General features: G+C 36.3%; 22 protein-coding genes and 1 tRNA gene. 12 read left to right on the top strand and 11 right to left on the bottom strand.

The window, feature by feature from the left end:
* The first annotated feature begins 154 nt into the window (after nt 1-154).
* The 5 genes from MKZ14_RS17715 to MKZ14_RS17695 all read left to right on the top strand — a co-directional run bounded on the left by MKZ14_RS17715 (nt 155) and on the right by MKZ14_RS17695 (nt 4,809).
* Complete coding sequence (locus tag MKZ14_RS17715; protein WP_274770099.1) at nt 155-703, top strand: XRE family transcriptional regulator; 549 nt, start codon at nt 155-157, stop codon at nt 701-703.
* 137 nt (nt 704-840) lie between these two features.
* Nucleotides 841-2,097, top strand: a complete 1,257-nt coding sequence (locus MKZ14_RS17710) for a hydroxymethylglutaryl-CoA reductase, degradative (protein WP_048394314.1) — start codon at nt 841-843, stop codon at nt 2,095-2,097.
* Between the two features lie 3 nt (nt 2,098-2,100).
* The gene (locus tag MKZ14_RS17705; RefSeq protein ID WP_131521180.1) at nt 2,101-2,541 is read left to right on the top strand and encodes a hypothetical protein; all 441 of its coding nucleotides are present in this window, start codon (nt 2,101-2,103) and stop codon (nt 2,539-2,541) included.
* Nucleotides 2,538-3,893, top strand: a complete 1,356-nt coding sequence (locus MKZ14_RS17700; RefSeq protein WP_004228168.1) for a tripartite tricarboxylate transporter permease — start codon at nt 2,538-2,540, stop codon at nt 3,891-3,893. Before MKZ14_RS17705 ends, MKZ14_RS17700 begins: the two co-directional genes overlap by 4 nt.
* Before the next feature lie 19 nt (nt 3,894-3,912).
* Nucleotides 3,913-4,809, top strand: a complete 897-nt coding sequence (locus tag MKZ14_RS17695; RefSeq protein WP_339280260.1) for a hydroxymethylglutaryl-CoA lyase — start codon at nt 3,913-3,915, stop codon at nt 4,807-4,809.
* A gap of 165 nt (nt 4,810-4,974) precedes the next feature.
* On the opposite strand, the gene MKZ14_RS17690 is transcribed toward MKZ14_RS17695, so the two are convergent.
* Complete coding sequence (locus MKZ14_RS17690) at nt 4,975-5,706, bottom strand: helix-turn-helix transcriptional regulator (protein WP_312124120.1); 732 nt, start codon at nt 5,704-5,706, stop codon at nt 4,975-4,977.
* Nucleotides 5,707-5,836: 130 nt separating this feature from the next.
* Here MKZ14_RS17690 and MKZ14_RS17685 point away from each other — a divergent pair, with 130 nt between their 5' ends.
* The 3 genes from MKZ14_RS17685 (at nt 5,837) to MKZ14_RS17675 (ending at nt 11,141) form a co-directional block, all read left to right on the top strand.
* Nucleotides 5,837-7,297: an amidase gene (locus MKZ14_RS17685; protein ID WP_339280259.1), complete on the top strand. Its 1,461-nt coding sequence runs from the start codon at nt 5,837-5,839 to the stop codon at nt 7,295-7,297.
* A gap of 134 nt (nt 7,298-7,431) precedes the next feature.
* On the top strand, nt 7,432-8,718 hold the full coding sequence (locus MKZ14_RS17680; RefSeq protein WP_339280258.1) for an MFS transporter: 1,287 nt from the start codon (nt 7,432-7,434) through the stop codon (nt 8,716-8,718).
* 200 nt (nt 8,719-8,918) lie between these two features.
* Complete coding sequence (locus MKZ14_RS17675; RefSeq protein WP_339280257.1) at nt 8,919-11,141, top strand: 5'-nucleotidase C-terminal domain-containing protein; 2,223 nt, start codon at nt 8,919-8,921, stop codon at nt 11,139-11,141.
* Nucleotides 11,142-11,292: 151 nt separating this feature from the next.
* On the opposite strand, the gene MKZ14_RS17670 is transcribed toward MKZ14_RS17675, so the two are convergent.
* Nucleotides 11,293-11,733, bottom strand: a complete 441-nt coding sequence (locus MKZ14_RS17670) for a cell wall hydrolase (RefSeq protein ID WP_004228176.1) — start codon at nt 11,731-11,733, stop codon at nt 11,293-11,295.
* Nucleotides 11,734-11,867: 134 nt separating this feature from the next.
* On the bottom strand, nt 11,868-12,422 hold the full coding sequence (locus MKZ14_RS17665) for an ECF transporter S component (RefSeq protein WP_048394329.1): 555 nt from the start codon (nt 12,420-12,422) through the stop codon (nt 11,868-11,870).
* A 178-nt stretch (nt 12,423-12,600) separates the two neighbouring features.
* Here MKZ14_RS17665 and MKZ14_RS17660 point away from each other — a divergent pair, with 178 nt between their 5' ends.
* Nucleotides 12,601-13,449, top strand: coding sequence for a pyridoxamine kinase (locus MKZ14_RS17660; RefSeq protein WP_333003634.1), 849 nt, complete (start codon nt 12,601-12,603; stop codon nt 13,447-13,449).
* A 34-nt stretch (nt 13,450-13,483) separates the two neighbouring features.
* Here the strand turns inward: MKZ14_RS17660 and MKZ14_RS17655 are convergent, their stop codons facing one another.
* The gene (locus MKZ14_RS17655; protein ID WP_333003633.1) at nt 13,484-14,029 is read right to left on the bottom strand and encodes a DinB family protein; all 546 of its coding nucleotides are present in this window, start codon (nt 14,027-14,029) and stop codon (nt 13,484-13,486) included.
* Between the two features lie 108 nt (nt 14,030-14,137).
* On the opposite strand from MKZ14_RS17655, the gene MKZ14_RS17650 reads away from it, so the two are divergent.
* On the top strand, nt 14,138-14,635 hold the full coding sequence (locus MKZ14_RS17650) for a GNAT family N-acetyltransferase (RefSeq protein ID WP_333003631.1): 498 nt from the start codon (nt 14,138-14,140) through the stop codon (nt 14,633-14,635).
* Nucleotides 14,636-15,608: 973 nt separating this feature from the next.
* Here MKZ14_RS17650 and MKZ14_RS17645 read toward each other — a convergent pair.
* The 7 genes from MKZ14_RS17645 to MKZ14_RS17615 form a co-directional block, all read right to left on the bottom strand.
* Entirely contained in the window at nt 15,609-16,532 is a 924-nt protein-coding gene (locus MKZ14_RS17645; protein WP_333003629.1) for a S8 family peptidase, read from the bottom strand.
* Between the two features lie 510 nt (nt 16,533-17,042).
* Complete coding sequence (locus MKZ14_RS17640; protein WP_054786593.1) at nt 17,043-17,492, bottom strand: hypothetical protein; 450 nt, start codon at nt 17,490-17,492, stop codon at nt 17,043-17,045.
* 2 nt (nt 17,493-17,494) lie between these two features.
* A complete protein-coding gene (locus MKZ14_RS17635) occupies nt 17,495-17,722 on the bottom strand; it encodes a hypothetical protein (RefSeq protein ID WP_333003628.1) in 228 nt (75 codons plus the stop codon).
* 227 nt (nt 17,723-17,949) lie between these two features.
* On the bottom strand, nt 17,950-18,201 hold the full coding sequence (locus MKZ14_RS17630; protein WP_016993735.1) for a hypothetical protein: 252 nt from the start codon (nt 18,199-18,201) through the stop codon (nt 17,950-17,952).
* Nucleotides 18,202-19,397: 1,196 nt separating this feature from the next.
* A complete protein-coding gene (locus MKZ14_RS17625; RefSeq protein ID WP_333003626.1) occupies nt 19,398-19,586 on the bottom strand; it encodes a hypothetical protein in 189 nt (62 codons plus the stop codon).
* Nucleotides 19,587-19,591: 5 nt separating this feature from the next.
* Nucleotides 19,592-19,765, bottom strand: a complete 174-nt coding sequence (locus tag MKZ14_RS17620; protein WP_016993736.1) for a YvrJ family protein — start codon at nt 19,763-19,765, stop codon at nt 19,592-19,594.
* 40 nt (nt 19,766-19,805) lie between these two features.
* A tRNA-Cys gene (locus tag MKZ14_RS17615) sits at nt 19,806-19,876 on the bottom strand.
* A gap of 131 nt (nt 19,877-20,007) precedes the next feature.
* Here MKZ14_RS17615 and MKZ14_RS17610 point away from each other — a divergent pair.
* Together MKZ14_RS17610 and MKZ14_RS17605 are read left to right on the top strand one after the other, a co-directional pair.
* Nucleotides 20,008-20,250, top strand: a complete 243-nt coding sequence (locus MKZ14_RS17610; RefSeq protein WP_333003621.1) for a glutaredoxin family protein — start codon at nt 20,008-20,010, stop codon at nt 20,248-20,250.
* Nucleotides 20,251-20,502: 252 nt separating this feature from the next.
* Nucleotides 20,503-20,985, top strand: a complete 483-nt coding sequence (locus tag MKZ14_RS17605) for a sigma-70 family RNA polymerase sigma factor (protein ID WP_333003619.1) — start codon at nt 20,503-20,505, stop codon at nt 20,983-20,985.
* The last annotated feature ends 1 nt before the right edge of the window (nt 20,986 follow it).

Here is a 20,986-nt window from a genome sequence, read left to right as displayed (position 1 = left end):
GTGCTAAAAGTCGAGAAACTTTCAGCACATCCTTTTGTATTTAATTGAACAGACAACAATGAAGGAGTAATATACTCCCGTATTTTTCGATCCATCATTTAAAAATATAGTATAGTTATTGTAAAAAACGAAATGATCGAGGGGACTGGAATAGATGAACTTACTAGAAGTTGGAGTAAAAATAAAGCAGATGCGGAAGAAAAATAAAATGTCTCAGGATGATTTAGCTTCGCAAATTAATTTAACGAAAAGTCATATTTCAAAAATAGAAAATGGCAAAGCGACACCGAGTCTGGTGACATTGTCTAAGATTGCGGAAATATTTGATGTGCCAATGGCTTGGTTTGTTATTCAGGATCAATTTGATGGTATTTCGATTGTTTCGAAAAAAGAACGCAATGAGACTGTTGAGACGAATGAACTTGGCTATCAATATGAGCTGTTAGCGAATAAGAGCTATATGAGCAATATCAATCCTTCTATTGTTACTGTACATAATGGGGCGGAAAATTTAGCCCCTTATACACACGATAATGATGAATTTATTTATGTCATTTCGGGTAGTATCGTCTTGAAATACGATCATAAATTTTACCATTTAGAAGAGGGGGACTCTGCGTATTTTTCTGGGAAAAAGGAGCATATCTTTATTAACAATTCTATAGAGAATTCAAAGGTATTAACGATTTATGTTGAGGATTAAATCTTTCCTTTAAACGTAAATATTATCGAAAATACAAATTTCTTGTTTACAATACTATTCAGACAATTTACAATTGGTGTAATGTTATTCAACTAAGTTGAATTATATTACACTTTTTTAATTTTGGGGGTATGGGGATGACTTCACGTATTAAGGGATTTTATTTACTTTCAGTAGAAGAGCGAATTAAGTTAATTGCTGAAAAATCAAATTTAACCAATGAGGAAGTTGAAGCTTTAAAAAGTGGAATTTCATTAGAGCTTGCCGATGCAATGGTTGAAAATGTTATTGGACATATTTCAGTGCCTCTAGGGGTAGCGGCCAACTTTAAGGTGAATGGCAAAGAGGTATTTATTCCGATGGCTACTGAAGAGCCGTCAGTAATTGCTGCGGCTAGTAATGCGGCCCGTGCAGCATATGAGTTAGGTGGTATTTTTACTTCCAGCTCGGGAACAGTTATGCGTGGACAGATTCAGGTATTAAATATTGAGGACCCTCATGCAGCAAGGGCGAAAATTTTTGAACATAAAAATGAGATCATCGAGCATTGTAATGAAAAGGATCCAACGTTAGTCAAGTTAGGCGGTGGAGTGAAGGATATAGAAGTGCACTTAATCGACACAGCAAAAGAAACTATGGTTGTCGTCCATTTAATCGTTGATACGAAGGATGCAATGGGGGCAAACGCTGTTAATACGATGGCGGAATCTGTGTCACCATTAATCGAACGGATTACAAATGGACGAGTTGTGCTACGGATTATTTCAAATTTAGCAGATAAGCGTATTGTTCGTGCGCGTGGTGAATTCTCGACAGAAATGCTCGGGGGGATAGAGATTGCGAAAAATATTGTAAGTGCTTACGAATTTGCAGATGCTGACCCGTATCGGGCTGCCACACATAATAAAGGGGTTATGAATGGTATTACAGCTGCGGTATTAGCATCGGGTAATGATACACGTGCTGTTGAGGCTGGTGCTCATGCCTATGCTGCTCGTTCTGGTAGATATCGTTCTTTAACAACGTGGGAGCTGAATAAAGCAGGCAATCTTGTTGGGACGTTGGAATTGCCATTAGCTGTTGGTATTGTGGGAGGGGCTACGAAGACCCATCCTGTTGCAAAAGCAGCGCTAAAAATTATGGATGTGCAATCTGCAGAGGAGCTAGCAAGCTACATTGCCGCAGTAGGATTAGTAGAAAATCTAGCAAGCTTACGCGCACTTTCAGCAGAGGGGATTCAATCTGGTCATATGCGTCTGCATGCGAAAAACTTGGCTGTTATGGCTGGGGCTACAGGCGATATTATTGATCGTGTTGTACAGCAGGCGGTAGAAGAGAAGGATTTCCGTTATGATCGTGTTTTAGAGATTACAAACTCTCTGCGAGGTGAATAATACATGGCGAATACTCCATACAATGAGCAAAAAAATGTAGAGGAAAAGAAGTTTATTGAAATTTTAGGAGACACGGTTTCTGGTAATCAATTAATTATTTCAATTATTTTAAGCGTTGCCGCAAGCTTTTTAGGCTATCAGTTTGGCCAGTGGTTTTTTCCGAAGTTTGCAGACCCTCAAATGATTAACTCCTATTCATTGTTAACAGGCATTACAGGTATTCTGATTGTTGTTGCTATTAATACGATTCTTTTTAAACCAAAACGTATTTTAGTAGAAGATGAAGCATCTAGTCATTCTTTAAAGGAAGCATTTGAGGATTTACAAATTGATATAGACGAGGAAATACGCTTAATCGAGGAAGATCCGGTGACAAAAAAAGAGCTTGAGGATTTTGGCATTCTTTCTAGCTTACAAGGCCTGAAAGGAGCGGATAAAAAATGAGTATTTATGTAATAGCTCTTTTATTTGCACTTCTTGGTGCAGCTATCTTTACTATAATTGGTCTTATCTCAGGTACAGATGAAACAGCAATTATGGTACCAATTACATTGCTAGTTATTTTGCTGGGAGCGCCTCCTGAAGGGGTATTCGCCTTTTTCATGGCGGGCGTGTTAGCTAAGCATTTAACACATGCTGTCCCAACTGCGTTATTAGGCATTCCAGGGGATACAACGGCTGTACCGTTGATCGATCATGCCAATACATTACGCCGTTTAGGCATGCCGCACGTTGCACTACGTAAAATGATTTCTGGCGGTGTTATCGGTGCATTTATCGCCCTACCAACCGCTGTACTGTTAGGTCAGTTTTTAGGTCAATTTGCCGACTTTTTTAAATCTTCATCAGGCATCATTTTTACACTTGCCGCAATTTTAATCGCATTCTTTTCAAAAGGAAAATGGGCAAGTATTTTAATTATTATTCCATTTGCATTTTTCATTAAAGCTTTAGATAGCGTTAGCTTCGCGATGCTGGATAAACATTTAAGTATTACATTCTTTTTAGGAATTGCGATTGGACCGATGTTTTGTAATATTTTAATGGCGGCTTCCTCCGTTGCTAAAAATGATCTAGCACGCAGTAAGCCAAATCAATATAATCTTGCTCCCGAAACGAAATCATGGAAAGGCTATTTCCCGAATCCATTTAAAATTTTATCGAAAAGGCAGACCATTTTTACGAGCATCACAACGTTTCTTTCCTCCCTTACATTTGTCTTCAGTCCTGTTGGGATGACGTCATTGATGGGAGAAATTGTAGGCTCTCGTACAAAAGGTGCCTATAAGAAATCAACAACGAGTCTTACTGTCATGAATGGTGTAACGGAATCGACTTATATAGCTGAAGCGATTATTCCATTAATTGCATTCGGTATTCCGTTAAGCCCAGTAGCACTTGGACCAGCATCACCATTATTTAATGCACCACCGATTTTTACAGTAGATCCAGTTAACAACTTACACACGCTAATGTCTTCATGGGACTTTTTCATTTTTGGGTTAATCGGTATTAGTGTAGCCGCTTTAATTGCTTATCCATTTGCGATGAATTATGCACGTAAAGCATCTGTATTAGTATTGAAATATATTAGCCAGGAAGCAATCGTAGCCATGTTCATCGGATTAGCATTTTTGCTTGCCTATAACGAGGCACAATTACTAGGAGTAGTATTAACATTTACAGTCGCAACTGTTGGTGGTTTATTAAATCGTATTTTAGGTGTAGGGGCCGGTGTGCAATTCATGGTATTCTACGCATCAAGCTGGATTATGCTACAGCTGTTCGGCATTTAATTAAAGGAAGTGTATCTTGATGACTTTACCAAAACAAGTGGAAATAAGAGAAGTTGGTCCTCGTGACGGCTTACAAAATGAGAAAATTTTTATTCCAACTGATTTGAAAGTGCAATGGATTAATTTAATAAGTGAAACAGGTGTCCGTCATATCGAAGTATCCTCTTTTGTTAGTCCCAAGTGGATACCAGCTTTAGCCGATCATCATGAAGTATTCGAGCAAATCGCACGTCATGAAAAAATAACGTATGCAGCTCTTGTGCCTAATTTGAAAGGGGTAGAAGGAGCCATTCAACAAAAGGTTGATGAAATTGCGTTATTTATCTCTGCCTCTGAGGAGCATAATCAAAGTAATGTAAACGCTTCAATTAACCAATCTTTACAGAATTTAAAAGCTGTAGCTGAAGCAGCAAATCGTGAAGGTATATCGTTAAGAGGCTATATTTCAACTGTATTTGGCAGTCCGTTTGGTGATGAAGTAAAGCTTCAAACAGTGAAGGAAATCATTGATGCCTATCTAGCAATGGGCGTTTCTGAAATTTCACTAGGCGATACAATTGGGGTAGCAGATCCTGTACAAGTAAAGGCTATTTTATCAGAGCTACTCACTCAATACGATCGTGATTTGTTTGCCCTTCATTTTCATGATACGTATGGCCGTGCTTTAGCCAATATATTTGCAGCACTTGAGCTGGGGATTACAAAATACGACAGTGCTATTGGAGGTTTAGGGGGGTGCCCCTATGCCCCTGGTGCAAGCGGCAATGTGTCAACGAATGATTTAGTAAATTTCCTGCATCGTTTAGGCATTCAAACGAATATTGATGAAGAAAAACTATTTACCGCCACACGATTTTTACAGCAGGCAATAAATAGACAGCTTGATAGTAAAGTGTATAAAGTGCAAAGTAATTAAGTAAAAGAGCGCCTCTATAGTTAGAATTAAAATGAGAACTGCCCCACCAATCGTTAGACACACGCTACCAATTGGTGGGGCAGTTTTTTTACTGAGGAAAAATAGTTTTATGCCAATTAATCAGCAAATTAATAATACTATGTTTGAATTCAATGTAGGACCCTACTAAACATGATCAATATACTTCAAACACTTTGCCAGCAGTTGGGTACGATTGGTTACTTGAAACTTTCTATATAGGTTTTGAAGGTGTTTTTTGATTGTATTTTCACTGACAAATAATTGCTGGGCGATATCTATATTTTTTAAGCCTTTTAAAACAAAGCTTAAAACTTCTTTTTCTCTTTCTGTCATTTCAAATAAGATGGAAGGCTGTGAATAGTGATGGAGGGAATACATGTTTTCGATATTTCTTTTCAAATACACTAACTTTAAAATATCTTTTTCATTAAATAGCTTCTCTCCGGTTTTCCTTAAAAAGCCAATAACGGCTACGAGCCTATTGTCTATTCTTAAATACATGGCCATTTCATCTTCATAGCGATTTTCTTTCAAAAATACTTCTTTATAGTGGGTTTGTTTTTGCAGGCACATAACTTCATTCCTACTCATTAGCTGAATGGAAGGCTGTGTATTTATATTTTGGGGGTGCAATGGATCAAAGTTTTTATATCTTTGTAAATAGTCATTAATCGTGTGACTCTCTATATTAAAAAGCACAGGGGCGGTTAGCTCATTATTTGCTATTTCCCAAAATAACATATGGTGATAGCCGAGATGCTGACTAATTGTTTGCAATAGTTCATGTTTAAAACATTCATTGCTTTGTTTCACATTCATATTTGAAATATGATAGCTTGCTTTAAGAATGTTTTCTAAATCATTTTCTAAAAACATGAAAACACCTCATTTCTCTATTATGCATTTATATTCTACTTAAAACAGAATTATCCTTTCGGGTAATATCTTAAATTTAGAATATTCAGTACATTATAGTTGCAAGATTACTACTATACGAGGTGATAATATGAATTTACAAGAGTATGCATCCTATGACGGTATTGGGTTGGCAGAGCTAGTAAAATCAAAGGAGGTAACACCACAGGAGTTAAAGGAGCTAGCGTTAGAAGGAATAAAAAAAGTCAATCCATCCATTAATGCAGTTGTTAGTGTGTTAGAAGAGCAGGCTGACAAAGCAATTGAGAAGGTTGATGAAAATGCGCCGTTTGCAGGTGTTCCGTTTTTAATTAAAGAGCTTGTGTTACATGCAGAGGGTGTTCCGCATAGTATGGGGAGTCGTATTGGAGAAAAGACGGTTATACCCGTCGATAGTGAATTAATGGCGCGCTTTAGAAGGGCTGGCTTGATTTTAGCTGGTACTACGACAACACCTGAGTTTGGCTATAATGCAGCGACTGAAGCGGTTATTTATGGTGCAACGCGCAATCCGTGGAATTTAAATTATAGTCCAGGCGGTTCGAGTGGTGGGTCAGCAGCGGCTGTTGCAAGTGGTATTGTGCCAATCGCTCATGCCAATGATGGTGGAGGTTCTATTCGTATCCCCGCTTCCTGTAGTGGGTTAGTGGGATTAAAACCTACACGTGGAAGAGTTCCAGCTGGTCCATTCAATAGCGAGCCTTTAAATGGTATTGCCATTGAGTTCGCTGTGACTCGTACAATTCGTGATACAGCTGTTTTATTGGATCAAGTAGCAGGCCCTGACTTAGGGAGCTATTCCAAATTAGAAGTAACACATGCACCGTATGGACAACTTATCAAGGAAACAGTGCGCCCGCTAAAAATTGCTTGGACAACTGAAACAAATTCTGGGGCATTTGTCGATCCGGAATGTATAGAAGCGGTTCATAAAACAGTTCAAGTTTTAAAGGAGCTAGGACACGAGGTAGTGGAGGCGCGTCCAAAATATGAACAAGCATCATTCACAAAGGCAACCGTCGATATTTGGACAGCGAATATTTATCAAATGATTAAGGGGGCTGCAGCAGGCACTGGTAAAACAGTTTCTCCAGACTATATTGAAGCAGCCATTTGGAAATGCTATGAATATGGTGGTCAATTAAAGGCGGCTGATTTATTGGAAGCTATTCATACAAATGCGGTCGTTTCACGTCAAGTAGCAGGCTTCTTTGAAGACTATGATATTTTATTGAGTCCAACTATTGGCACACTTCCTGCTAAAATTGGTGAATTAAATGCCAACAATCCTAACATTTCGGCTGTTGAATGGACAGAGCAAATTTTCACGTATGCACCGTTTACAAATTTATTCAATGCTACAGGTCAGCCCTCCATATCATTACCTTTAGCCGAAAGTAAATCAGGTCTACCAATTGGTCTACAAATGACAGGTAAATTTGCAGATGAATTGACGTTATTACAGCTAGGTAGACAGCTAGAGGAAGCCATGCCTTGGAAAGACCGACAACCAGCAGTACATGTCAGTGAACAGCCTCAGCCAGCAGTATAATATAGCATGAACGCACTTAGTGTAGACTGGGTGCGTTTTCTTTCTGTCGTAATTTTAAAGCTTCCTCAAAAGCAGGTTTTATCCTGACCTCGAACTCATATACATAACATAAAAGCTAATAGGAGTAGTGATTATTGGACAAACAACAACATAAGTACAGATGGATTGTGTTTGTTGCTGTATTGTTTACCTATTTGTTAATGGCAAGTCAGCGAACTGCTCCAGGGTTAATTACAGATCAATTGATGGAGGATTTTGGGGTAACGGCTTCGACAATTGGCTTATTGACGAGTATTCAATTTTTTGTGTACACGAGTTTGCAAATTCCGATGGGGATTCTAGCTGACCGATTTGGGCCAAACCTTTTCCTCATCATTGGTGCCACACTTACAGGTATAGGAACCATTCTTTACAGTCTAGGTACACATGAATTCATTCTATTCTTTTCTAGAATACTTACTGGTATAGGAGATGCCACCATATGGGTGAATATGGTGCTTATTTTGGCACAATGGTTTCATAAAAAGGAGTTTGTCCGATTAATTGGCTTTGCAGGTATGACAGGGAGCTTAGGCTTCTTATTGGCAACAGTGCCTTTTGCTACATTGATTTTTTTATTAGGTTGGCGAATCACCTTTTTCTCTACAGGACTTTTACTATGCTTATGTGGTGTACTTCTTTATTTTGTGCTCGTACAAAACACAAAACGCATTTTTTCAAAGGAACCTGTAAGCATAACTAAAGAACTAAAACGTGAAAAAAGCTCCAAATTATTACGAAGAATATTTTCAAGCAGGCAAGCATGGGCTTTATTTTTTTGTCATTTTGGCGTTGTTGGCGGGTATGTTGGCTTTATTAGCTCGTGGGCAGTACCATATGGGATCAATATGTATGAGATGTCACGGTCAGAGGCTAGTCAGCTAATTATGATTGGTCTAGTCGGAGCACTAATAGGAGCACCTTTAATGAGCTGGATTGCTGGCTGTTTAGGTACAATTAAGAGACCCTATATTGTTGTGCATATTGCGGTTTTAACGAGTTGGTTTGCCTTTCTTTTATTGAAAGGGCATCCGTCCATTTTCATGCTCATTGTCCTGTTCTTTATCATCGGCTTTGGCTATGGTGCAAGTGCTTTAACCTTTGCGGCAGTTCGTCAAACTTTTCCTTTAGCTGAATCAGGCATTGTTTCTGGATTTGCCAATACAGGGGGCTTTCTAAGTGCCGCATTGCTGCCCATTATTTTTGGGTATATTTTAGATTACTTTCAAGCTGCCACAGGCAATGTAAGTGATGGGTACTACTATGGCTTCATTTCGCCTGTTATATTCTCCTTCATTGGTTTGATGGGAGTCCTGTTATTAAAGGAAAAACGTGTGAGAGTGGCTGTAGCATATCCAGATGAATCAAATAAATCCTATTAAAATAGGGATATTGGACGGGAGTGAAACTTTTGTTGAATATCGATTTTCTATTGCTTTTTCCTCTTTAATTACGCTAATATCTGTTAAATTTATGAAATTATATTACTTTTATGATAGATTTTACCTGGTTAGACATCTCCATAAATGCTACACTGATTAGGAATCTTAAAATTCAGAATAAAAAGGGAGAAAACTAGGAAATGAATCAATTGAAACAAGTTATAACAATACTAAGTATGGCTGTATTGATTCTGGCAACAGGAATTGTCTTTACACAAACGCCTGTCAATGCACAAGGGGAAGAGAAAGATATTCATATTACACTCCTGGCTACGTCAGATATTCATGGCCGCTCTATGCCTTGGGATTACGCAGTGGATGGACCAAATCTCACAGGAAGTTTAACGCAATTATATACAATTATTAAAGATATCCGTAAAGATCATCCGAATACCATCCTATTGGAAAATGGAGATTTAATACAGGATAATTCTGCAGAATTGTTTAATGACCAGCCGCAGTCACCGATGATGGTTGCTGTTAATGAAATGGGCTATGAAGCTTGGACATATGGTAATCACGAGTTTAATTTTGGTTTGGATGTATTAGATAAAGTTTCCAGTCAATTTAATGGAGCAAGACTTGCTGGGAACGTTTATAAAGAAAATGGCGAACGCTATTTACCTGCATATACAATTATTGAGCGTGAAGGGGTTAAAATCGGGGTTATTGGCATGGTTACACCTTTGATTACAGAGTATGAGAAGGGGACAAATCATCTTGATGGTTTAGTTGTCAAAAACCCGATAGAAGAGACTAAAAAGGCAGTTAAGGAATTAGAGGGTAAAGTAGATGTCATGATTGGCCTTATGCATATGGGATTGGAAAATGAAAATGGTGTTCCAGGAACGGGTGTGAAGGAAATGGCTAATGCCGTACCAGAACTAGCTGCTATTTTTGCAGGACACAATCATGTACTGATAAATAAAGAAGAAGTGAACGGTGTTTTTATAACAGAGCCTAATAAATATGGAACACATATTTCACGAATTGATTTAACATTTACTCGCCAAGGTGAGAAATTGTTGCTTAAAGAAAAAGATGCTTCAACTATTCCAGTAAAGAATGAAGACGGGACCTTTGTTGAATCGGATAAAGACCTAGAAAAAACGTTGAAGCCATACCATGAGTATGCACGTGAAGATGCTAATATCGAAGTAGCACAGCTTAAAGGAACAAATCTTGTTCCCAAAAATGAAATTAAGGGTATACCAGCTGTACACATCCAAGAAACACCTTTATCAGATTTTTTCCATGAGGTCATGCTGCATTATAGTAAGGCAGATGTGGTAGCACATCAGATTGATAATGACAAAGCTTCATTGGATGTAGGTCCTATTAAGAAAAAGGATATCGCCTATAATTATCAATTTGCTGGTGGAGAAGTATCAGTTTATGAAGTAACGGGCAAAGATTTAAAAGATTATATGGAATGGGCAGTTGGCTATTTTAATAGCACACGAGATGGAGATGTGACGATTAGTTTTGATAAAACGCGTCGTTCCTCTAAATATAGTACGAATGATTATTTCGGAAATGTAAAATATGACATCGATTTAACTGAGCAGCCAGGTAACAGAATAAAAAATCTACGCAAATTAGATGGTACCCCTATTAAGCTAGAAGACAACTTAAAGCTTGGTATGAACTCTTATCGGATGGATTTTCTTGTATCAAAAGGTCAGGCACTTGAAGGGCGTAAGTTTAATATGATTTGGTCTTCTAAAGAAGAAAGTGCCTATGGAGAAACAGGCGGTACAATCCGTAATCTAGCCATTCGATATCTAAAAGAAGAGATGAACGGCGTGTATGAGCCAGTGATCCAGCATAACTGGAAAATCGTTGGTGTCGATATGAAATCGCCTGCACGTGCTGCTGTTGTTGAATTAATCAATAAAGATATTTTAGCCATTCCTACAACGGAAGATGGTAAATATACAAATATAGCATCGATTAATGTTAAAGCTTTGATTACAGAAGAAGAAATAAAAATGCTAGCAACAAAAGCAAAAGTAGATGCTAGCCAATTTACTGGGGTAAAAACGTCAGGTGAATTTTATCAAAAGCTGGTAAAAGCATTGAATAAACCTAAAGATGAGCCAGTAGAAAAACCGGTGAATCCAAGTAAGACAGCACCAGACAAATCGAAGCCAACTATTACTCAGCCAGAATCACTTAAAGGGATTGTTACGGCTTATCACTTAAATGTTCGTTCAAAGCCATCGAACTCAGGAAAAGTATATGGGACAATTTCAAAGAATACCGAAATTACAATTTTAGAGGAAATACAAGGCTGGTATAAGATATCTTATAATAATAAGTCGGGGTATGTTTATAGCAAATATGTAACGATTAAAAAATAAGAGCTAGCATAAGGCTGAAGGAACTAGATTCGCATCTATTCCTTCAGCCTCTTTACATATGGCGATTTATAGTCAATTAACACGTTTGGCTTTGTATTGTAGTAGTACGTTATTAAACTTGTGAATGTAGGTTATTAAAAGTCAAAAAACCTTATCCCATATATACACTGGCACAAGTATCTGGAGCAGGTTCATAAAAGCAATGATTCTTAAATTGTCCTGTAAACGGCTGACCATACCATGTTGGGGGACATGGTGCATATGGATTGAAGTACCAGAGTGCGTATTTTGCTGGATGCTCTCGCCAAAAATCTAAGTTTTGTTTCGCCAATCTTTTTTCCGTTTCTCTCGCTCGTTGGTAAAACATATTGCCTTTTTGAACAGCTTCAAAAGAATAGTTTCCACCTTGTACCTGGTAAATAACCTGCTCAATCGTTCTTACATCATTGAAGTCTAAACAGGACGCCACTGCACGATTTACAATGACATTGCCCACATAAAGCATACCTTGTTGACCTTCACCCTCAGCTTCTGCCCTCATCATCCTTGCCATTAAAGCAACGTCTGCATCACGGTATTTTACTCTTGGCATTTTTCCACCTCCACCTTATAGTATGAAAAAAATCAAGGCTAGTTTCACGTTATCTTGAAATTCATTGTTTCTACATCTCACACCATAAAAAACGCCATCTTTACTGTATTGAACAGCAAGATGGCGTATTCTCATTAAAAGTTCTTTTTGAAGTATGGCGTTTTCTTCAATACAACACATACCGGGATGGCGATAACTAAGCCTACGATGTTTTGAATGACGTCTCCTGGAATGGATGCCAGCGGGGCAATCCAGCTGTTGAACATAATGGCTTGCCCAACATAGTAAACAGCAATCATCACGGGCATTGATACTACTGCTCCTAAAATATTCAACCCAAGATTATCACCTTTATGTCCTTTTGACCAAGCAATTTTACCAACAATGAAGCCTTGTAATGCGCGTGAAATAATGGTTGTGGGTGCCCAAATTAACCAGCCACCTACGATATCGAATAAGCCCATTCCAATAGCTCCAGCAAGTGCTCCTTTTTTTGGCCCAAATAAAATAGCGGAGATAAACAGCATAGATGTTCCTAAGTGGATAAGACCACCTTGCCCTATCGGTAGCTTCAGATTGATAAACATTGTAGCAACGAAAACAAGTGCTGCTAAAATGGCTGTAATGACTAAATCAAATGTTTTTGTACGTGATTTTGTATAGGATGTTGGCCTTTGTATATTTTGCATTTGTCTCTTCCTCACTATGATGAATATTTTGATGATTTTTACTTTAACAAAGGACTGACTATTGTAAAAGTGTCAATTTCATAAAAAAGTTAATGGTCAGATTAAGGTTATTTTCGCAACTTTCTAATTGTGATACGATGAGGAGAGTAAAAGCAGGATGAGTTAGGTGGAATGTATGATGAAAAAAGTTGCAGTAATTCAAGATATGTCGTCCTTTGGAAAGTGCTCGTTAACGGCGGCGATGCCTGTACTCTCTGTGATGGGTGTGCAAGCAGTCCCACTACCAACAGCTATTTTAACGGCTCAAACAGGATATTCAAGCTTTTATTGTGAAGATTTAACATCAAAGATGGACTCTTTCATAGATGAGTGGAGTAAGCTTGGAGCTACCTTTGATGGTATTCACACAGGCTTTGTTACAGGTAAGGAGCAAATCGATAATATATTTCGCTTTTTAGACGTGTTTCACTCAAATAAGACGACGTTGCTTGTCGATCCAGTAATGGGTGATCATGGTGAGGTCTATAAAATGTTTACTGGTGAATTGCTTGATCGTATGAAAGCGTTAGTAAAGTGTGCTGATATTATTACGCCAAATGTTACGGAATGTTGCTTGCTTACAGGTTTATCATATGAAAGGCTACTGAGCTATCAAAATGATACAGATTATATTCATGCCCTTAAGGAGGCAGGTCAGCAGCTACAGCAAGCAACTGGAGCAAACGTCATTATTACTGGTTTGAATCCCCCAGCAGGTGATACGGCCAAGCGTTTTGTAGGGAATATGTTTGTCGATTCTGAGCGGTCTTTTCATAGTATCCGCAACTATAATGGTGAGAGCTATTCAGGAACAGGCGACCTCTTCGCATCCATCATAATGGGCGGCATGATGCGCGGACAAGATTTAATGGAATCAATGACACTGGCAGAAACATTTTTAGCCGCTGCAATTGAAGCTACTTCGAAGGAGCAAGTACCTCGTGAGGCAGGCGTGCATTTTGAAAAGTTTTTACGTATGCTGCTTTAGAAACTATAGAGTGACCTAAAATGTTAGCATCATTTTAGGTCACTTTTCTTTTAACAGCAATCTTATAGTGATGTCTCTCATGAATAGCCAACAATTGAATAGCTTGAATGAGATTAGGATAATGCGCAATGGGATCAGGAAAAACAATGTGTCCTGCAACATCCTCGTCTATATTTTGTACTAACTTTTGCAAAGCAAGTGTCTCGTTGATAAGTAAATGCTCGATATCATAACTGTTTAATACAAAGCGTATTTTCTTAGGTGGAACTAAAATACCTGGTGCTCGCATTCCTTGTCCTTTTTTGGATTGATATTCTTCATAAATATCATGTATTTCAGTAGAGAATGGCTTGTTTCTTCGCATTTTAGCGATAGGCGTGAGGAATAAAAAATATTTGGTTGCTGTGTGGAGCATTTTGAGAATCAAATAAAGGTGATAAAAGTGTTCACCAATGGACCATTTTCCCTCACGTGTTACTCGCCATAGTTCTTCCTGTGAAAGGGAATGAATAGCTGGTAGATAGTGTGCTCGTTGTGCCTGTAACGTACGAAAATGTTTTGACATATTAGTAGATTCCATAGATTTTCAGCTCCTTCACTTCCATTTTAAGGATTACTGTTGGAAAAGTACATCAAATGCCAATTGTTATGACCGATAAATAGGAAAAGTATGATAGGAGGAAAAGGCATGGAAATTAGACAATTAACAGCAGCAGATGCTGAGGTATATAGAGATTTAAGATTAGAGGGATTGCAAACAAATCCAGAAGCTTTTGGCGCTAGCTTCGAGGAAGAAAAGGATTTGTCACTTGAGTCGTTTGCAAATAGGCTCGAGGGACAGGGAACATTTACATTTGGGGCATTTGACCAGGAGGATTTACTCGGTGTGGCGACATTGGTGCAAGCAAATAAAATGAAGCTAAAGCATAAAGCGAGTATTTTTGCCGTTTATGTTTCTTCAAAAAAGCGGGGATTGGGCATAGGAAAACAACTAATGGTAGAGATCATCAATCAAGCGAAGTCACTAGTAGACGTCAAGCAAATTAATTTAACAGTTGTTTCTTCCAATGAATCAGCAAAAGGATTATACACATCGTTAGGTTTTCACGTTTTTGGAACAGAACGAAACGCCTTAAAAATAGGACAGCAATATTTTGATGAGGATTATATGGTGCTGTATTTCTAAAAATGCTAAAAAGCCTTTGAAGTATTCATCTTCAAAGGCTTCAATTTATTATGGTGAGTAGCAATGGAACAATGAAAAGAAAGCAAGGAATAAAAGAATCACCGTGATAAAAAGAATAAGTAAAGCACTAACAATGCCCGCTTTCTTTATAAGAAACCATATACTTAGCATGATAATAATGACCGAAAATGTGGATGCGAGCCAAAATCCAAGAATCCCCAAGTATTCAATCATAATGGGGAATGAATCGTGAAAGTAATTATACGGAATATCTAGCCTAAGAAAAGTGGTCAACAGAAGATCCATAATATCCCCCCATCTACATATTTGTTCTTACATATATGGTATGCAGAAGCATCTTTAAGTCACACGGCAGTACTCCTTAAAACTGCCGTCATTTCAAATCAAAGCTCCTTACAATAATTACCTCAGTGCCTGTTGTCATCGTGCATTCTGTGAGTATGGAGAAATGAAAAGATGCCTTTGAAGGAATTACCCTTCAAAGGCATTCTCTATAGGTCCTTTTTCAAGCTACGCTCAATAAAAATATATACATATAAACAGATAGATAAGAGTAACATACCTAAGCTTATAACAAATAAGCCTATTCCTGACCAACTACCAATGATCAACGACAGAAGAACAATGACCCCGAAGAAAATAAGGGTTAGCTTAGATGCTTTTCTATTATCTTTTATAAGAAGTATACTTATTCCAAATACTAACATATTAGCGAAAAAACCTATCCCAATTGGAATTAGAATACCCATCTCCTTATTCAAATCCTTTCAATACAATATGTTTTTGCTAAATACCAAAGATATAAAATATCAACAACTCTAACTATTTATCACTCCCAAAATAGTAATTAGAAGCATAATGAACTAAAAACAAGAAAAATACTCCCCTTAAAAGGCAGATGTTGATGTTTATCTTTTAAGGGGAATGAATAAATTGCCATTGTTACCACAAATTATTTCAACTGAATAAAACCATTTCCTACCTGATTAATGGAGAAACGGTCCAATGAAAGAGCATGAGTTAATAAGTAGTCATATACATACATTGGAATCAAATGGGGTTCACAATGTTTGATTTTTTTTGTAATAAGTGCAGCTGCACCGGCAACAAATGGAGCTGCCATAGAGGTTCCTGTCAATTCTACATAATCACTGTTTAAATGCGTAGATAATATATTTTCACCAGGCCCTACAAAATCTAAATTAACATTCGTATTAGAAAATTTTGAAGGCGTGTCTGTTTCAGAGATAGAGCCGACTTGAATTACTTCCTTGTAAAAACCAGGGTATGATATTTCGATAGTTGCGCTTTCTCCATCGCCTTGATTACCAGCAGCGGCTACTAATACGATACCTTTTGAACGGGCATATTTTATGGCTTTATGCAATTCTTCATTTGGTTCTGGGCTGCCGAGTGACATATTAATAATGTTTACTTTTTCTCCATTAGGTCCAGTCCAAGTAACGGCATACATAATTGCCTTAATCAAACTCTCAAAGCTTCCTCTTCCTTTACGATTTATTACTTTTAATATAAGAAGTTTACTTTTTGGCGCAATACCTGTGATTCCCTTGCCATTATCAACAGCAGCTAGAATTCCAGATACATGTGTACCATGTCCAAGATAATCTTTAAATATTGAAGGATTACCTTCATCATCATCTGTGAAATTATAGCCATCAATAATATTGTCCTTTAAACTCGGGTGGTCAACCTGAACACCACTATCTAATACAGCAATAACAGATCCTGAACCTTGATCTGTTTCTTGCCACAATTCCCTTGCTCGAATCTTATCTAAATTATCAGGAACTGCATTTAAAACTTTAAACAACTTGACCACTTTTACCCGCTCTAAAATGATTTCATATTTCATTTTGTCATCTCCTTTTAAATAATAAAGTGTTAGAAGGAAGATGATAATAAATAAAAAGGAGAAATTCGCTCAATATTAAACAAAAATCTACCCCTGAAATGTTAGTAAAAGTCTAACATTTTCGGAGGTAGATTAAATTTAATATTTCTCTTATAAAATTGAGTATTCTGTTACTATTATTAAGCAATATTAAAGAATAAATCTTTAGCTTTTTGGACCAATTTTCCCACCTTTTACTAACCAATTCCAATACCTTTCGAAAAACTTCGACTTTGTTTGAAATGCATAAGGTAGTCCAATAAACAACCAAAAAAGAGAAGCATACACCAATAAAAATATAAGTAATCCTATCCATATACCTTTTATCTGAAAACTAATAAAAATGCTAGAAAACATAATAAGTAAATGTATTATAATTATTCTCTTATAGGCTAACAAGAATCTCCCCTCCTATTTTAATTATAACATTATTGGTGGGGAGATATTAACTTTATAACTTGTTATTTCTATTTAGCAAAACCCTAATGATTTACAACCTGGTCCACATGTGATCTTATTTTCGCTAAGGCACACTAATCCAAAAACAGCTGCACAAATAAATGGACACGCTACAGTACCGATTGGAGCACAAGCTACCATACAAGCTGCTGTACCAGCTAAGGTACATCCTAAACCTTGGATAGTGTCACAAACAGTAGTACAGATAGTACAATTTGACCACATTAGATTAAGTTCATTATTTTGTGTAGAAGAACGTAATTCATTGACATCATATAATGGGTTTGTGTGCCATTCATAATCGAAATACTCTCCATTAATCTTAATAGTTACAATTGGGAATAAATTTACTCCAACAGATTGTGTAACTTCGATAACACTTGAATGACCATGGAAATGCGAAACAGCTTTAAATTCTGCGTTTTCGACAGTAAAAGTAATTACTGTCTGAAGTTCTTCCATAACTAAAGTAAGAACTTGTACAGGGTAGTTCCTTTAGTAAATTCTCCGCCTAATGATTGTGTTATTAAAGCTCGAAGATCAGTATACTTAGCTTTAATAGCAGGGTAATGATTTAGTGAGTTGTTGATAAGCGTCTGCACACTTTCATTTGCCAATGCTTTTTCAACTAAATTGTTAACCTCATTTTTCGATAACTCTTTAATTCCTGATTTAGTTTGTTTTTCAGTCATTGTTTTCTCTCCCTTTTAAAGTATTTGAAGCAACATTTAGTATGATGTGCTTCATTACTATGTAAAGTGAAATACAACTGGAGATTTAAACTGCATTTTTAAATTTTTTTCAGGAAATATAAATTAAACCTATAAAACGAACTTATATGCTTTTTAGTATAGCTATTCTTTGTAGACTATCATAAAATTCCTATCATTCTGACTTTTAAAGATAAACTTTGCTTCTTTTAAGGTTTATTAAATCCATAAAAAGCCATTAGATAAATCCCGATAAACACTACTAATATAAACGAATTAAGGACAACTAAAATCATACGAGTGGGTCCCTTTATCCCTAAAATAGCAAATATTAGTCCTGAAATTCCTAAAATAAATGGAATTGTTATGCCAATTCCCAGAATATATTGAGGAGCCAATCCAATAAGAAATGTTAAAAACAAGAAAATTATTGATAAATACGTAAAAATTTTTCTTTGCAAATAGCACCGCCCCTTTGTATGTAAATGAAGGTTTGACTTTATTACAATTATACCACACGTGTTATTTACAGTTTTCATCACATCGAATAAACCATTCCTTGCCTGAAATCAACTTTGCCTTTTTTTATTTATAATAGTCAGTACTTAAAGATTATGAAAAAACCTTATTATCGACATTACATAATAATATAAAAGTTGCTCCATAAATGTTGATTTCTTGTTATTCGACTGTATAAAAAGTGGTATGGTATGAGATGCGGTAGTAGAATTACATTTAATTATCCTCAATTCCATTTTGCTAATAATATTTCTAATAGCATTTTTAATAGGGACATTTGGATTTAAAGAAGCTTAAATCACTTATTAATAATTAAAACTCATCAATGGACTTATCTCTGCCAAGTAGACAGCATTAAAAAAGACTAAGCAGCCATCTGGTGTCGATATTGTATCGGTGCCAGATGGTTTGAGTCGTTTTTGGAAACGTTGGTAGTTATAAAAGTAAATATATTCTTCAACTGCTTGTATAATTGCCTCATCTGAATCCGCATGTAAGAGAGATACAAACACTCGCTTTTGAAGTGTGAGAAAAACGATTCAATGCAGGCATTATCATGGCAGTTTCCTTTGCGGGAGTGGCTACCAATCATGCATGTTGCTTAATATGCTACTGGTATTTAGTTGATGTGTACTGGAATCTCTGATCCGAATGAAGGATGCTTCTATACAAGTTTCTTTTGCTCGTTAACTCATCCAACGTATCTAATACAAGCTGTAAATTATTTCGTTTACTGATTTTCCAAGCAACGATTTCGTTGTTGTATAAATCTTGTATGGCGGATTAGTAGAGTTATCCATTTTTCGATGGTAAAAACGTGATATCTGTGACAAATACTTCGTTCGCTACACGATCCGAAAACTGACGGTCCACGACATTATCAAATACATGAGAAACGCGATTTTCATACACGGCGCTTCTTTCGAATAATGGAATGGACGCCTAAAACAACTTGTAATTTAAATTCATTCGAATACGTACGATTTTTTCTTTGCATATAAAAATCCCTTTTAAGTAAAATGTTATCTACAGCGTACTGTAGTTTTTTTTACATTGTCTACTTAAAGGGGATAAAATCACAAATAAAATTAGTAGTTCTTAACCCAAAACTATTTGTTGGATTTATTTTGTTAATAGATCATGTTTCATTAGCATGAATCTGACAATATTCCCACAATAAATTAGAAGAAATACTGGCATTTTGAATAAGATTTATTAGTAAATCGCGTTCTTTTGGGGACAGACGATCACCCGCTAAACAATTTGTATAAAATGATTGAACTTCTCTTGCTTTACAGTAACAGGCCATTAATTTTTCAATTTCCATGTGGATTACCCTCCTTTCTTGTAATTAAGAGATTTTATAACTTCAGATAACTCCATGATGACAGCCTCTAATTTATCTATTTTCCTTTCAAAGCGAATGAACAGGTAGACTGTTATGGCAATAGGGAATCCAAAATTTCCTATTAGGCTAATCCAAATTGGAACATTTTCTGGTGTCATAATGTAAATTACCTCCCTCTTACTCCAAATTAGTAATATAAGGTGATACTCGGATTCGAACCGAGGATCCAGGTTTTGCAGACCCTTGCCTTACCGCTTGGCTATATCACCAAAATTGTAACTGTACTATGTAAAGAGGATTCTTCTGTAATAAAAACAACCTTCCTGTAAAAAATATTATTTTGTCATGGTTTCATTTCTTATGTTTAAATCCTCTTTATAGAAAAAAGGAGGTCTATAAGGTGAAGTATGATATAACGGTATATTCAAGTAATGGTTGTCAATATTGCGTTAGGTTAAAGGAGTGGTTAGAAGAAAATAATATTACTTATATTAATAAGGATATTAATGAAGAGCACGTATTAATGGAGTTTAAGCAATTTAATAGTAGCGCTATCCCATTTACTTTATTAGTCAGTGATAATAAAGTAGAGAGAATTACTGGTTATCAGCCAGAAAAAATAAAAGCTATATTAGATATTTAAATAAGTTGGATTAAATCACCTTTTTTGTATAAAAGGTGATTTTTTTCACCCTTTTTAAGAACGTTTGTTCTTATTTTGGTTTATAATATAGATACAACATTCACTTTATAAAGAAAGAAGGCGGATAATAGGAGGGATTATTAAATGAAGAATGATAAACAAAAAATAGAGGAATTTTTCTATAGAAATAATGAACAGGTTAACAATCCGATTGTTAAAAGCTTTTTGTCAGATCCCCAAAATCTTTATTAAGTGCAAAAAGCGATCTTATATCCAACTGATTTGAATAAGAAGCTCGTTGATGAATCTTTTCAATCTCACTATATAAATGTTAGGAAGATCAAATATGTTAGTAATTTAATTTATTTCTTTAGTTTAGATTTTGATAAAAAAAGAAGAAGACTGCAAAAGCGATCTTTATTAATTTTAGATAAGGGATTATCAGAGGAAGGGGAGACGACCCTAAAAGAGCTAATAGAAGATACACGCAATGAAAATGGTCTAGATCATTTAATTGGTGGAGGTTTATTGGACAATATAGAAGATGTACAGCTCTTAAAGTCCTTGCAAAAACTAACGGTAAAACAGCTTCAAATTTTAGAGATGATTTATGTAAAAGAGCTTTCTATAAAAGAGATAGCTCAAATATTAAAAACAACTCCCCAGAATATATCTAATCATCATAGAAAGGCTTTAAATAAACTCAATCATTCACTCAGAAAAAAGGAGGAATAAA

The sequence above is a fragment of the Lysinibacillus sp. FSL P2-0066 genome (assembly GCF_037969495.1).
GTDB lineage: Bacteria > Bacillota > Bacilli > Bacillales_A > Planococcaceae > Lysinibacillus > Lysinibacillus boronitolerans.
This window is presented reverse-complemented; position numbering and strand designations above follow the sequence as displayed.